Source organism: Pseudomonas alloputida, assembly GCF_021283545.2.
GTDB lineage: Bacteria > Pseudomonadota > Gammaproteobacteria > Pseudomonadales > Pseudomonadaceae > Aquipseudomonas > Aquipseudomonas alloputida.
Genome location: NZ_CP128540.1, coordinates 2333213 through 2347546, shown reverse-complemented (window position 1 = coordinate 2347546; position 14334 = coordinate 2333213). Strand labels below are relative to the sequence as shown.

Sequence of the window (14334 nt, the reverse complement as noted above, 5' to 3'; positions counted from 1 at the left end):
GCCCATGCTGAATTTGCCGGTTTTGCCGAACCACGGCAGCCAGCCCTTTTCACTCGACGATAACTGCATCGAACCACTGGAAAGCGACATTATCTTCACCATAAGCGACATCGAATGGCAATCTGATAGCAAGTCGCACGCCAACGGCGGGAGGCGTGATTAATCGGCGATGCCGCGGAGTGGATGCACTTCATCAGTGCAAGATGCCGGCAGGCAACCCCGGAACGCACCAGCCACGGGCAAAAATGAGCGGTTTAAGCATTCAACTGAAATGAGGCAAATAGCCTCCAGAACTGCTCGCAGATCGCACAACAGTTCGATAATCGCACAAATTCAGCCAAACCCTCTCTACTGTTGCCCTATCTTGCGGCACGCTATAGCGAAAGTCAGCAAGCCATTTCAAGTGCTGACAGGCCCCATCGCTTCACGCGCTCCGGCCAGCCCGACAACCACAACTCCAGGAACAACCAGGAGCTCGCCTTGATCAATAAAACGTACGAGTCCATCGCCAGCGCGGTGGAAGGGATTACCGACGGTTCGACCATCATGGTCGGTGGCTTCGGCACGGCTGGCATGCCGTCCGAGCTGATCGATGGCCTCATTGCCACCGGTGCCCGCGACCTGACCATCATCAGCAACAACGCCGGCAACGGCGAGATCGGCCTGGCCGCCCTGCTCATGGCAGGCAGCGTGCGCAAGGTGGTCTGCTCGTTCCCGCGCCAGTCCGACTCCTACGTGTTCGACGAACTGTACCGCGCCGGCAAGATCGAGCTGGAAGTGGTCCCGCAGGGCAACCTGGCCGAGCGTATCCGCGCCGCAGGCTCCGGCATTGGTGCGTTCTTCTCGCCAACCGGCTACGGCACCCTGCTGGCCGAGGGCAAGGAAACCCGTGAGATCGATGGCCGCATGTACGTGCTGGAAATGCCGCTGCACGCCGACTTCGCACTGATCAAGGCGCACAAGGGTGACCGTTGGGGCAACCTGACCTACCGCAAGGCCGCCCGCAACTTCGGCCCGATCATGGCCATGGCTGCCAAGACCGCCATCGCCCAGGTCGACCAGGTCGTCGAACTCGGTGAACTGGACCCGGAACACATCATCACCCCGGGTATCTTCGTCCAGCGCGTGGTCGCCGTCACCGGTGCTGCCGCTTCTTCGATTGCCAAAGCTGTCTGAGGCCTGCCATGACCATCACCAAAAAGCTCTCCCGCACCGAGATGGCCCAACGCGTGGCCGCAGACATCCAGGAAGGCGCGTACGTAAACCTGGGCATCGGCGCACCGACCCTGGTGGCCAACTACCTGGGCGACAAGGAAGTGTTCCTGCACAGCGAGAACGGCCTGCTGGGCATGGGCCCAAGCCCTGCGCCGGGCGAGGAAGACGATGACCTGATCAACGCCGGCAAGCAGCACGTCACCCTGCTGACCGGTGGTGCCTTCTTCCACCATGCCGATTCGTTCTCGATGATGCGTGGCGGCCACCTGGACATCGCTGTACTGGGCGCCTTCCAGGTGTCGGTCAAGGGCGACCTGGCCAACTGGCACACGGGTGCCGAAGGCTCGATCCCGGCCGTAGGCGGTGCAATGGACCTGGCCACCGGCGCCCGCCAGGTGTTCGTGATGATGGACCACCTGACCAAGACCGGCGAAAGCAAGCTGGTGCCCGAGTGCACCTACCCGCTGACCGGTATCGCTTGCGTCAGCCGCATCTACACCGACCTGGCCGTACTGGAAGTGACACCTGAAGGGCTGAAAGTGGTCGAAATCTGCGCGGACATCGACTTTGACGAGCTGCAGAAACTCAGTGGCGTGCCGCTGATCAAGTGATCCAGGAAGACTTAGGGCTTTCCATGCCTCTGCGGCACAATCAATAGTGCCGCACAAGCGCCGCGAGCAGGGAGCACGCGGTGCTTGAGACTACCTTTACAGCCGCTTCGAAGCCGATGGAACTCTCGGAGAGGTCAACCCAATGAGCTATCGAGCGGGAGCCAGATAGCGGCGTAAAAAATTGCCGGCCACGACTTTACGCCTTTTTTACTCGACATTACCGTAAAGCAGGCAATACTGCCGGCACTGTCCCAACGAGCTCCCTCAATGCCGCTTCCTGCATTGCGTTTCATCGCCTTCATTATTGGTGTATTCCTGATCACGTTGGCCGTCAGCATGGTGATTCCAATGCTGACGCTGCTGGTGTACGACCGCAGCGACGACCTCGGTGCATTCGTCTGGTCGAGCCTGATCGTTCTGTGTGTCGGCCTGCTCATGGTGGCCCGCGGCGTACCCGACACACCGCAACTGCGGACCAGGGACATGTATCTGCTCACGACGGCAAGCTGGGTCATCGTGTGCGCATTCGCGGCGCTGCCAATGGTGTTCATTCGACACATCAGTTACACGGACGCGTTCTTCGAAACCATGTCGGGAATCACCACCACCGGCTCGACCGTGCTGACCGGCCTGGACAGTGCATCGCCGGGGCTGCTGATATGGCGTTCGCTGCTGCACTGGCTGGGAGGCATTGGTTTTATCGGCATGGCCGTGGCGATCCTGCCACTGCTGCGCGTGGGCGGCATGCGCCTGTTCCAGACCGAGTCTTCGGATTGGTCTGACAAAGTGACGCCGCGTTCGCATGTGGCAGCCAAGATAATCCTGCTGGTCTATCTGGGCCTGACTGCATTGGGGACGGGGGCATTGTGGGCTGCCGGCATGACCCCGTTCGAAGCCATCAATCATTCGATGTCGCTGGTTTCAACCGGTGGTTTCTCTACCTCGGATGCCTCGCTGGGCCATTGGGAGCAGCCAGCGGTGCACTGGGTGGCTGTGGTCATCATGATACTCGGCAGCCTGCCCTTCACATTGTATGTCGCCACGCTGCGTGGCCATCGAGGCATCCTGCTCAAGGACCATCAAGTTCGCGGTTTCATTGGTTTTCTCGTCTTCGTCTGGCTCACCGTCGGAACCTGGCTCTGCCTGCACAGCAATCTGGCCTGGTGGGATGCGTTTCGTATCGTTGCGGTGAATGTGACCTCGGTAGTAACCACAACAGGCATTGCCGTGGGTGATTACACACTCTGGGGCAGCTTCGCCATCATGCTGTTCTTTTACCTGACGTTCGTCGGCGGGTGCTCGGGCTCCACCGCCGGCGGTTTGAAAATATTCCGTTTCCAGGTGGCCGCGGCCTTGCTTGTCAGCAGCCTGAAGCAGTTGATCCATCCACGGGCAACGATCTCGAAGAAATACAATGGGCACCCCATCGATGAAGAGATCGTACGGTCACTGCTGACGTTCTCGTTCTTCTTCACCGTCACCATTGCGGTCATCGCCCTGGGCCTGTCTTTGATAGGACTCGACTGGATGACGGCGTTGAGCGGGGCGGCCACCGCCGTGTGCAACGTCGGTCCAGGCCTGGGGACGCTTATCGGTCCAGCAGGTAATTTCGCCTCCTTGCCGGACGCAGCGAAATGGTTGCTGACGGTTGGCATGCTGCTTGGACGGCTCGAGATCCTCACCGTACTGGTACTGGTCTCGCCAGTCTTCTGGCGATTCTAGAGCAGAGGCCATCCAGCCAATCAGCCATAAAATTGGGCAGGGACAGCATATTCGTTCTAGGTTTACTGGCGCAGGAATAACAACAACAAGCGGAGAACGACGCCATGAACCCAGCCCTTCGCCTGGCATTGGCCAGCACCTTGTTTGCTGTCAGCGCGGCTGCCCAGGCCGCACCGACCTTCATCAACATCCTCACAGGCGGTACCAGTGGCGTCTATTACCCGGTAGGCGTAGGCATTTCACAGATCTACAGCCACGGCATAGAGGGCAGCAAGACCACGGTGCAAGCCACCAAGGCCTCGGTAGAGAACCTCAACCTGTTGCAAGCCGGTCGAGGGGAGTTGGCATTCGCACTGGGGGATTCGGTGGCAGATGCCTGGAAGGGCGATGCAGAGGCTGGATTCAAAACGCCCTTGAAGAAACTCCGTGCCATCGCAGGTACCTACCCGAACTACATCCAGATCGTCGCCAGCAAGGAGTCTGGGATCACATCCCTGTCAGACCTCAAAGGCAAGCGTATCTCGGTTGGAGCCCCCAAGTCCGGGACAGAACTGAACGCCCGCGCCATCTTCAAAGCTGCGGGGCTTACCTACCAGGACATGGGAAAAGTTGAATACCTGCCCTATGCGGAGTCCGTCGAACTGATCAAGAACCGTCAGCTTGACGCCACGCTGCAATCCTCAGGGCTCGGTCAAGCGGCTATCCGAGACCTGGCCGCGACCTTGCCGGTAGTGTTCGTGCCTATCCCTGCCGAGGTCGTGACCCGCATTGGCAACAACGCCTACCAACCCGCCACCATTCCTGCCAACACCTATGATGGTCAGAGTGCGGACGTATCAACGGCGGCCATCAACAACATCCTCGTCACCCGCGCCGACATCGGCGATGACCTGGCCTATCAGATGACCAAGCTGATATTCGAGAACCTTCCACGCCTGGTCACGGCCCACGCTGCAGCGAAAGATATCCAGGCAGAAAATGCCGCCAAGAACCTGCCCATTCCGCTGCATCCAGGAGCAGCGAGGTACTTCAAGGAGAAAAACCTGCTCCCCTGATGACATTCCTGAGCCATGGAGCAGCGTATGAGTGATACCGCGCAAGGTCTTCACGCCAGCACCGATCGCTGGCCTGCCGCGCTTTTTGCCGTGGCATTGGTCTTTTCGGTTTTCCAGATCGCCACGGCGGCCTTCCCCCTGATTTCCACCCAAGTACTGCGTGCAATACACGTGGGGTTCCTGTTGCTGGTGGTGTACCTGAGCTATTCATTCGTTGGCCACCGTCGGCCGTGGCAACCCCTTGCCTGGCTGCTGGGCCTTGCGGGAATGGCGACGGCTGCATACCAGTGGTACTTCGAAGGGGATCTGATTCAACGCTCCGGTGAGCTGACCACCAGTGACCTGATCGTGGGGCTGTTGCTTATTGGTTTGGTCTTTGAAGCCGCGCGACGCGTCATGGGCATAGCGTTGCCCATCATTTGCGCCCTGTTTCTGGCCTATGGGTTGCTTGGCCAACACTTGCCAGGCGAACTCGCGCATCGAGGCTACGGCCTCGATCAGATCGTCAATCAGTTGGCCTTCGGCACCGAAGGGCTGTATGGCACACCGACCTATGTCTCAGCCACCTACATTTACCTGTTCATCCTGTTCGGCGCATTTCTCGAGCAGGCGGGCATGATTCGTCTGTTCACCGATTTCGCCATGGGGCTGTTCGGCCATCGCAGCGGAGGGCCGGCCAAAGTGTCGGTGTTCTCCTCGGCACTGATGGGTACCATTACCGGCTCGGGGGTGGCCAATGTCGTCACCACCGGACAGTTCACCATTCCGCTGATGAAGCGTTTTGGCTACAAACCTGCATTTGCCGGTGGCGTCGAGGCGACCTCCAGCATGGGCAGCCAGCTGATGCCGCCGGTGATGGGCGCCGTGGCGTTCATCATGGCCGAGACGATCAACGTGCCCTACGCCGAGGTGGCGAAAGCCGCGCTCATCCCAGCATTGCTGTACTTCGGCTCGGTCTACTGGATGGTCCACCTGGAGGCTCGGCGCAGCCATCTGCACGGCTTGCCTCGCGAACAGTGCCCGAGTGCCTGGGATGCGTTGCGACAACGTTGGTTCCTGCTGGTACCGCTGATGGTTCTGGTCGCCCTGTTGTTTTCCGGGCGAACACCTTTGTACTCGGGAATGGTCGGCCTGGCCCTGACCGCCATCGTCATCCTAGGCTCGGCGATCATCCTGCGCGCTCAAAAAACCTGGCTGCGCGCGGCTTTCTGGGTTGCACTCGGGATACTGTGTTCAGGTTTTTTCCGCATGGGGATCGGGGTGATCCTGATGGTCATTGCCGGCCTGGCCATTGCGTGCTGCTTTGTCCAGGGCGGCCGTGCGACCCTGCACGCATGCGTCATGGCCCTCGCGGAGGGTGCCCGTCATGCGGTGCCGGTGGGCATTGCCTGTGCGCTGGTCGGCGTCATTATCGGAGTCATCTCGCTGACCGGCCTGGCCACCACCTTTGCCGGATACATCCTTGACCTGGGACGGGACAACCTGTTCCTCTCGCTGGTGTTGACCATGCTCACTTGCCTGGTACTGGGTATGGGCATCCCGACCATCCCCAACTACATCATCACCAGCTCCATTGCCGCCCCCGCCCTGTTGGAGCTCGGGGTCCCGCTGATCGTCTCGCACATGTTCGTGTTCTATTTCGGCATCCTGGCCGACCTGACGCCGCCAGTGGCATTGGCGTGCTTTGCAGCGGCCCCGATTGCCAAGGAAAAAGGCCTGTTGATCAGCTTCTGGGCGGTGCGCATTGCCTTGGCCGGTTTCGTTGTGCCCTTCATGGCGGTCTATGACCCGGCGTTGATGATGCAAGGTGACAGCATGGGCTCCACGTTGTACATGGTGATCAAGGCGGCGTTCGCGGTAGCCCTCTGGGGATGTGCGTCGATCGGGCATTTGCGTGCCCCCATGCCCTGGTGGGAGCGCCTGTTGGCGTTCGCGGCTGGTGTGTCCTTGATACTTGCCGCGCCCATCAGCGATGAGGTCGGTTTTGCTTTGGGTGCGGCAGTGCTGGGTTGGCACTACTGGCGAACCCGACCGGCCTCTGGCCACCTCGCATGATCAGCCTTTGCGTTGGGTTGGCCGGTGTGGTCTGGGTCAGCCTGCCACTGAACGGTTTTACCCTTGCGTGGCAGCACAGTATCGAAAAGGTCCGCTGGGAAGAGGATTATCAGGTGACCCCGGTGGGCCTGGTACTGGTAGAGGCACGGGTCAAAGGCAGCGGGGCCGGCATGGAGATTCCGGACGACGCTCAACTGCGTGACGGCACTTGGCACTATCGTCGTCATCTACCACCGCTGCAGCCCTTGCACGCCGGGCGAACGCCCGAGGCTGGTGACTACCAGGTCTGCACGACAGACGGGTGCCAGCCACTGTCCTATTGGTTAGGACCGCCGAGCGAACGCATTGCTGCAGTAGACTTCTGGGCCTGTGAAAATCCGCCTTTGGACAGCAGGCGAACCGCCCTGCCCTGACGGCGACAGGGCAGGACCGAATCCACTTCAGCCCACCACGTGCAAGTAATGCAGGTGGCGTTCGTACTGATCCAGGATGTCGCCAATCACATCGTCACGGCTCCACCCCATGATGTCGTAGTCCTGGCCCCCTTCTCGCAGATGCACTTCCGCGCGGAAATACTTGCGGGAATCGGCACCGTCTTCGGTGTCCCGCATGACGAAGCTTGGCGTATTGAAGGCCCGTGGCCGCACCTCGTAGAGGAAACGTCCTTCACCGGCATGGGAGAGCTCCAGAGATACCCGCCCATCATCACGCTCATTCACGCTCACCTCGTAGCCTTGCTTGCGCAGTTCCTGGGCGACCTCTTCACAGGCCGGCCTCACCACCTCGGCGATAAAGCGCGTGACATGAACCCGGCGAGGCATCAATGCAATATTGCGCAGCCTCCGCTGCCAGCCGCCGTGTGGGTGGCGGGTATGGCGTGGGCCCGGCAAGGCTTGATTGCGCAACCCGCGGCGAGTCGCATCAAGACTCAGCGCCTTGAACAAGCCCCAAATCGCAACCAGCAGGATGACCGCGAACGGCAAAGCGCTCGCAATGGTCGCGGTCTGCAGCGCCTTGAGGCCGTTCGCCAGCAGCAACGCGATCGCGACTGCGCCTATGCAGACTGACCAGAAGATCCGTTGCCACAGGGGTGAGTGACCTTGTCCGGAGGAGGCGAGCATATCCACGACCAGCGCACCAGAGTCCGCCGAGGTCACAAAGAACACGACCACCATCAGCACCGCGACCAGCGAAATGATGCTGGAGAACGGAAAATGCTCCAGGAAAGCAAACAACGCGAGGGAACTGTCTTCACTGACCACAGCAGCCAGATCCTTCACGCCATCGTTGAGGATCATATGGATTGCCGAGTCGCCGAACACCGTCATCCACAGCAAGGTGAAACCCGCAGGCACGAACAGTACGCCGCAGACGAATTCGCGGATGGTCCGCCCTCGCGAAATACGTGCGATGAACAAACCCACGAAGGGCGACCAGGACAACCACCAGCCCCAGTACAGCAAGGTCCAGCCGCCGATCCAGTCGGTGGGCTCGTAAGCGTAGAGATTGAAGGTTTTATTGACGATGTCCGAAAGGTAGGCGCCGGTATTCTGTACATAGGTCTGCAGCAGGAACACCGTAGGCCCAAGCAGCAGCACGAACAGCATCAGGATCACCGCCAGGCTCAGGTTGAGTTCGGACAGGATGCGAATACCTTTATCCAGGCCGCTAGCCACCGAAAGCGTCGCCAATGCGCAGGTGGCGGTGATGAGGATGACTTGCACGGTGGTGTTTACCGGCAAACCGAACACATGATGAAATCCGCTGTTGATCTGCAATACCCCATAACCCAGCGAGGTGGCCACACCAAACACCGTGCCGAGGATGGCGAAGACATCCACGGCATGCCCTATAGGGCCATAGATTCGCTCACCGATCAGCGGATAGAGTGCCGAACGCAAGGTTAACGGAAGGCCATTGCGGAAGCTGAAGTAGGCCAGGATCAGCGCGACGATGGCATAGATCGCCCAGGCATGCAGGCCCCAGTGGAAAAAGGTGATTTTCATGGCTTCGCGCGCCGCGGCAACGGTGCCGGGATCGCCCACGGGCGGCGTGGAGAAATGCATGACCGGTTCGGCCACGCCGAAGAACATGAGGCCAATCCCCATTCCTGCCGAGAACAGCATGGCGAACCAACTGCTCTTTCGGTAATCCGGCTCACTGTGGTCAGGGCCTAGCTTGATGTCGCCATAGCGGCTGACGGCCAGAAACACCACGCTGATCAACACCAACGCTACAACAAGAATATAGAACCAGCTGGCATTGGTGATGATCCATCGCTGGACTTGCTCGAACAGCGTTTGGGCGTGCTCCTGAAATGCCGTGGCGTACAAGACCAGCAGAAAAACAAGTATCGCACTGGTGTAGAAGACAGGTGGATTGAGGGTGCTCCTGGGTTTGGGGGCTGCAGTCATAGCGGCAGTTCTCCTTGCAAGGCGATGAGCACAGCGTGCCTGGGCACGACGACATTTACCAAGGCTAGCAGCTGGATAAACTCTCGTTTGCCAAGCTCCGTGTGCTCGAAAACAACCACAAACCCTAACGTCTGCAGGAAAAAATCTCAAACCGACGCCTCATTGGAGTGAATGGTTTGGCGCTTTTTGTTCATCTGCGAGTGGTTATTCGGTAGACTACCGCACGGGTGCCAGCTGCACGGTGCAGTGAGGCAGGTTAAAGAACAGCGCAGGTCGGGCCGCCATGCGGGAGCACCTGTGCCTATGCATAAACAAGAATTACCTCGCGCCCAGAAACTGGCCGAGCGCGCCTTCGCCAACCTTGAACGCTTTTTGCACATTGAAGCGGTCAGCGGCATCGTTCTGTTGATTGCCGCAGTCGCTGCCCTGATCTGGGCGAATTCCCCGGCTGCCGACAGTTATGAAGCCCTTTGGCATACCCCGTTGACGTTCGGCGTGGGCTCGCATGTCTATTCGCAGTCCCTGCATTTCTGGATCAATGATGGCCTGATGACCATCTTTTTCCTGGTCGTGGGCATGGAGATCCGCCGCGAGATCCACGAAGGTGCACTGTCCAGCCTGCGTCAAGCCACGCTTCCCATGGCAGCCGCTGTCGGCGGCGTAGCGGTACCCGCACTCCTCTACCTGAGTTTTGGTCACGCGCCAGCAGACCAACAAGGTTGGGCCGTGCCAACGGCGACGGATATCGCCTTTGCGGTGGGCGTATTGGCCCTGCTCGGCAAGTCGATCCCGTCCAACGTACGTGTATTCCTCCTCGCCCTGGCAATCATCGATGACATCATCGCAGTCCTGATCATCGCGTTCTTCTACTCAGGCGGCCTTGATTACACCGGCTTCGGCGTTGCAGTGATCGGCCTGCTAATGGTGATCGGGCTTCAGAAGATCGGAGTGGGTTCAGCCTACGCCTATGTCATTCCCGGTGCGATCGTCTGGCTGGGCATCTTGTTGACCGGCGCCCACCCGACCCTCGCAGGCGTCGTGCTGGGCCTGATGACACCTGTCACCGCAATGCCGATGCGTGAGCGCCCACTGGACGCCATTACCCGCTTCACCGGCGAATTGCTGGGGCGCGCCAAAGCGCCTGAGCAAGATGCCAGCGACCTCATGGACCCGTTGAAACGACTGCGCCTGGCCCAGCGCGAACTGCTGCCGCCGGTAGTGCGCATGCAAGGCACCCTGCACCCCTGGGTAGCCTTCGGCATCATGCCGGTGTTTGCCTTGGCCAACGCCGGGGTCAGCCTTTCGGGCGTCGACCTGTCCGCAGAAGGCCCCCAGTGGGTCATGATCGCCGTCGCTGTCGCCCTGGTTGCAGGAAAGCCCTTGGGCATCGTCAGCGTCAGTTGGCTGATGGTCCGCCTGGGCTGGTGCGTGCTTCCCGCCGAGGTCAACTGGCGTAGCATCATGCTGGTCGGGCTGCTGGCCGGCATCGGTTTCACCATGTCGATCTTCATCGCCAACCTCGCGTTCGTCGACCCTGGCTCACTTGGGGCCGCGAAACTCGGTGTGCTATCCGCGTCGTTGATCGCAGCCGTGCTGGGGTTGACCTGGGGGGTGTGGAGCATGCGCAGCGCAGCGTCTGCTACCAAAGCCGGTTCGCCCACCTAGCCAATTCCGGACTGGCGATCCCTTGCAGTTGGGCAAGCGGATCGCCACTCCCGGTGCGGCTACAACCTGTGTCGGGTAGGCCTGTGCGGGAAAACACGCCATACTCACGGCTTTCCAAGTCAGCCATGTGTGGACAATGTCCGACCCTACCCGACCTGCACCTTCACTCCCCCGCCGTTCACGCTGGCGAGAATGGCGTCAGCGACTGGCGTTCTGGATCGGGGCATTGCTGGTGGGGCTCGTTGCGCTGGCTTTCGCCTGGCTAGCCGACGCGGCGTTCGCTTCGTTCAAGCGCTTGCTGGAATGGGCACCCTGGTCACCTCTTCTCATCACTCCGCTGGGTTTCGCGGCCCTGGCTTATCTGACGCAACGATGGTTTGAAAATGCCAAGGGTAGCGGCATCCCCCAAGTCATCGCCGCCCTGGAAATGCCCTCTCGCCGGCTGCGCGCCCGATTACTCTCGCTCCCTGTGGCTGCAGCACGCATGAGCCTGACGCTGGGCGCCCTGCTGGTCGGCGGTTCGGTTGGCCGGGAAGGCCCGACCGTCCACATCGGCGCCGCAGTGCTCTATTCCTTTGGCCGACGTTTAGGCCTGCACGGCCGGCGCACCATCGCTGGCCTGGTGCTAGCCGGAGGCGCTGCGGGTATTGCGGCAGCCTTCAATACACCGTTAGCGGGGGTAGTCTTTGCCATTGAGGAATTGAGCCGCACGTTCGAGCAACGTTTCAGTGGCTTGGTGCTCACTGCGGTGCTGATCGGCGGAGTCGTGACGCTGGGGCTGATGGGGCATTACGCCTACTTTGGCGAGATCAGCGGTCGGATGCCGGTGGACTGGGGCTGGAGCGTCGTTCCTGCCTGTGCAGTGCTGGGCGGGCTGCTGGGTGGTTTTTACGCCAAGCTTGTGCTGCCCACCGACAAGGGCATACTCGGCCAGGTCTGTAAGTTACGCGGACGCTATCCAGTGCGCTTTGCTGCCACCTGTGGGTTGCTGCTGGCCACCTTGGGGCTCGTCTCTGGCAATCATGTATTCGGCACCGGGTATGAAGAAACGCGTGCGTTGCTGGAGGGGCAGCCGATCACGGACACAAGCTTTCTCCTGTGGAAGTTTCTGGCCAACGTCGCGTCCTATCTTTCCGGGATTCCAGGCGGGCTCTTTTCGCCTTCGCTGAGCATCGGCGCCGCCTTTGCGCCGCTGTTGAGCTTGCTGCCCGATGTTGACCCTCAGGCAGGCGCACTACTTGGCATGGGCGCATACCTGGCCGGTGTGACACGCTCGCCACTGACCGCCTCGGTCATCGTGCTTGAACTGACACACAGCCCGGACCTGGCCATTCCCATGTTGGCCGCGACACTGATGGCGGCGGCCATCTCTGGATGGGTGTCTCCGGTCTCGCTTTACCATGCCTTGGCCAAGCAGATTACCGACAAGCTTCATGCTGCCGCGTCTTCTTCCACAGAACCCGCCGCTCGCCAACCGAGCACTACCGAAAAACCTTGAGCAGCACCAAGCCTGCCCTGCCAGACGTTAACGGGTAGTCAGGTAGCGGAACTGCCTTGAGGGGGACGGGGCTCCCAACAAGGTGGAACTGTCGCGCGCATTCACGCGTCCGTAGAGTCTGTTGGCCGCTTTAGCACCCCGAGCAACAGCAGGTCGAACGCCTTGCCAGCCTGCGCCAAGCGTGCATTGCCGTCTTCGGCCTCCGCGATCCACACAGCCGCTTCAGCCAAGCTGCCGTAGATCAACGCAGCCAGCGCTTGAGCGTGCGCGTTGACGAAAACGCCCTCTAGTACCAGGTTGTCGATCAACTGGCGCAGCGACTCTATGCAATACCGCTGGGCCTCAGGCGAGCCGCCCCCCAACACCGCTCTGGCGTCGCGCAATACGATACGCTGGATCTCGGGCTCCAGCGCCATCTCCAGGTAGGCGTGGCAGCGTTGGCGGAAGCCGTCCAAAGCGTTATCGGCGGTCTCGGTAATAGCACGCAGGCGCTCGTCCATTTCAGCGTCGAGCTGCTCAACGACGGCTGCCAGCAAGCCCTTCTTGTCGCCAAAGTGGTGGTACAACGCCCCCCGCGTCAAGCCCGCCCGGGCGGTCAGATCATCCATCGAGGCGTGCGCAAATCCCTGCTCGCTGAACATCTGGCGGGCGGTGGCCAGTAACAGGGCTCGGGTTTCTTGCATTGCGGCGCGGGTGCGGCGAACCATCCAGCTATTCCTTGTGGTCTGGCGGCATGGGGTAGGCGTATACGAGTATTCATACCGCTTGCACGCATTGTCTTGGGCGCGAGGCGCACTGACAAGCCTGTCGTATCGTCGCGCGGTGACCGAGCCCCCAAGCCTGGCGGCCAGCCCTGAATCCGATCAAAGCGAATACGACGCCTGTCGGGCTCGGTCGCGCATGCGCTGGTAGCCCCAAAGCGCGACCAACAACACTGCGGCCCCGGCGGCCAAGGCCACGTTGAATCCGGCCTGGGCACCCCACACATCGACCACCTGCCCAGATGCTGCGGCACCGCCGGCAACTCCAACGTTGAGACCGGCGAGCAACCAGGTCATCCCTTCGGTCAGCTTGCTTTCGGGCACGATGCGCTCTACCAGCGACATCGCCACGATCATGGTCGGGGCGAAGAACAGGCCCGCAACCAGCACGGCGATGGCCAGCCCGATGATGTTTCCCACCACCAGCAGCGGCAAGGTTGTCGCCGCCGTCGCCAACCCACCCAGCAGTAGCAGCTTGTGTAGCGGGGTATCGAGTTTCAGGACACCGAACACCAGCCCCGCGACACAGGAGCCGATGGCATAACAGGACAGCACCACGCTGGCCGCAGCCGGCATGTCCATCTGCTCGGCGAATGCCACGCTGACGATGTCGACCGTACCGACGATCAAGCCCATAGCGACCATCAGCAAGGTCAGCAGGCGTACGTCGGCCAGCCTGAACACCGACATGCTGTCTTGCCCGGTGGCGGCATCGGCCTCTACTGGCGGCTCGGTGCCGACCTGCACCGCCAAGGCGAACACGCCGATGGCCAGGAACACGGCAGCAGCCAATGTACCGGCCTGCGGAAGTACCGCCACGCTCAGCCCCACCGAAATCGGCGGGCCAGCAATGAAGGTGACTTCGTCAAGAACGGTTTCCAGCGAGTAGGCTGTCTTCAGTTGCGCCTTGCCGCGGTAAATCGCGGTCCAGCGCGCGCGCACCATCGCCGACATGCTGGGCATGAAGCCGGCGAGCGCGGCCCCGACGAATAGGGTCCAGTCCGCCAGCCGCCAATAGCTGCAAGCCAACAGCAGAAGGATGCCCAGCACGCTGAGCCCGGCGGCGGCCGGCAATAAGCGGCCCTGGCCATGGCGGTCGACCAGGCGCGAGATCTGCGGCGACATCAGTGCATAGGTCAGCACGAAGGTGGCCGCCACCGCACCGGCCAGGCCGTAACTGCCGGTGATCTGAGACAACATGGTGATGATCCCGATACCGGTCATCGGCAACGGCAGCCGGGCCAGCAGGCCGGCCAAGGCGAAGCCCTTGGCGCCTTTGGCCTGGAACAACTCGCGGTAGGTACTGAACACGCTCGACTCTCCTTATCGAAAGGCCCT

The 14334-nt window shown here is 60.8% G+C and carries 11 protein-coding genes; 8 read left to right on the top strand and 3 right to left on the bottom strand.

Annotation, left to right across the window (positions count from 1 at the left end; genetic code table 11):
- Nucleotides 1-480: 480 nt before the first annotated feature.
- From LU682_RS10710 to LU682_RS10685, 6 genes are all read left to right on the top strand, one after another.
- Nucleotides 481-1176, top strand: coding sequence for a 3-oxoacid CoA-transferase subunit A (locus LU682_RS10710; RefSeq protein ID WP_010954768.1), 696 nt, complete (start codon nt 481-483; stop codon nt 1174-1176).
- 8 nt (nt 1177-1184) lie between these two features.
- The gene (locus tag LU682_RS10705) at nt 1185-1826 is read left to right on the top strand and encodes a 3-oxoacid CoA-transferase subunit B (protein WP_003251131.1); all 642 of its coding nucleotides are present in this window, start codon (nt 1185-1187) and stop codon (nt 1824-1826) included.
- A gap of 267 nt (nt 1827-2093) precedes the next feature.
- Nucleotides 2094-3548 (top strand): TrkH family potassium uptake protein, encoded by a 1455-nt coding sequence (locus tag LU682_RS10700; protein ID WP_010954769.1) that lies wholly within the window; start codon nt 2094-2096, stop codon nt 3546-3548.
- A gap of 104 nt (nt 3549-3652) precedes the next feature.
- A complete protein-coding gene (locus LU682_RS10695) occupies nt 3653-4603 on the top strand; it encodes a TAXI family TRAP transporter solute-binding subunit (protein ID WP_010954770.1) in 951 nt (316 codons plus the stop codon).
- Between the two features lie 27 nt (nt 4604-4630).
- Nucleotides 4631-6658, top strand: coding sequence for a TRAP transporter permease (locus LU682_RS10690; RefSeq protein WP_010954771.1), 2028 nt, complete (start codon nt 4631-4633; stop codon nt 6656-6658).
- The gene (locus LU682_RS10685) at nt 6655-7071 is read left to right on the top strand and encodes a DUF1850 domain-containing protein (RefSeq protein WP_010954772.1); all 417 of its coding nucleotides are present in this window, start codon (nt 6655-6657) and stop codon (nt 7069-7071) included. The genes LU682_RS10690 and LU682_RS10685 overlap by 4 nt, the downstream gene beginning before the upstream one ends.
- A gap of 27 nt (nt 7072-7098) precedes the next feature.
- On the opposite strand, the gene LU682_RS10680 is transcribed toward LU682_RS10685, so the two are convergent.
- Nucleotides 7099-9072 carry a BCCT family transporter gene (locus LU682_RS10680; RefSeq protein WP_010954773.1) on the bottom strand — a complete coding sequence of 658 codons (1974 nt, stop codon included), beginning with the start codon at nt 9070-9072 and terminating at the stop codon, nt 7099-7101.
- Between the two features lie 303 nt (nt 9073-9375).
- On the opposite strand from LU682_RS10680, the gene nhaA reads away from it, so the two are divergent.
- Nucleotides 9376-10737: a Na+/H+ antiporter NhaA gene (nhaA, locus tag LU682_RS10675; protein ID WP_010954774.1), complete on the top strand. Its 1362-nt coding sequence runs from the start codon at nt 9376-9378 to the stop codon at nt 10735-10737.
- A 226-nt stretch (nt 10738-10963) separates the two neighbouring features.
- On the top strand, nt 10964-12235 hold the full coding sequence (locus LU682_RS10670; protein WP_110771825.1) for a chloride channel protein: 1272 nt from the start codon (nt 10964-10966) through the stop codon (nt 12233-12235).
- Nucleotides 12236-12336: 101 nt separating this feature from the next.
- Here LU682_RS10670 and LU682_RS10665 read toward each other — a convergent pair whose 3' ends face one another.
- Together LU682_RS10665 and LU682_RS10660 are read right to left on the bottom strand one after the other, a co-directional pair.
- Nucleotides 12337-12942: a TetR/AcrR family transcriptional regulator gene (locus LU682_RS10665; protein WP_010954776.1), complete on the bottom strand. Its 606-nt coding sequence runs from the start codon at nt 12940-12942 to the stop codon at nt 12337-12339.
- Nucleotides 12943-13098: 156 nt separating this feature from the next.
- Complete coding sequence (locus tag LU682_RS10660) at nt 13099-14307, bottom strand: MFS transporter (RefSeq protein WP_010954777.1); 1209 nt, start codon at nt 14305-14307, stop codon at nt 13099-13101.
- Nucleotides 14308-14334: the final 27 nt, after the last annotated feature.

Bases quoted from the DNA above. Each gene is read 5' to 3' on its own strand.
- LU682_RS10680 (WP_010954773.1), bottom strand. From the start codon at position 9,072: ATGACTGCAGCCCCCAAACCCAGGAGCACCCTCAATCCACCTGTCTTC.
- LU682_RS10705 (WP_003251131.1), top strand. From the start codon at position 1,185: ATGACCATCACCAAAAAGCTCTCCCGCACCGAGATGGCCCAACGCGTG.
- LU682_RS10665 (WP_010954776.1), bottom strand. From the start codon at position 12,942: ATGGTTCGCCGCACCCGCGCCGCAATGCAAGAAACCCGAGCCCTGTTA.
- LU682_RS10700 (WP_010954769.1), top strand. From the start codon at position 2,094: ATGCCGCTTCCTGCATTGCGTTTCATCGCCTTCATTATTGGTGTATTC.
- LU682_RS10695 (WP_010954770.1), top strand. From the start codon at position 3,653: ATGAACCCAGCCCTTCGCCTGGCATTGGCCAGCACCTTGTTTGCTGTC.
- LU682_RS10690 (WP_010954771.1), top strand. From the start codon at position 4,631: ATGAGTGATACCGCGCAAGGTCTTCACGCCAGCACCGATCGCTGGCCT.
- LU682_RS10685 (WP_010954772.1), top strand. From the start codon at position 6,655: ATGATCAGCCTTTGCGTTGGGTTGGCCGGTGTGGTCTGGGTCAGCCTG.
- nhaA (WP_010954774.1), top strand. From the start codon at position 9,376: ATGCATAAACAAGAATTACCTCGCGCCCAGAAACTGGCCGAGCGCGCC.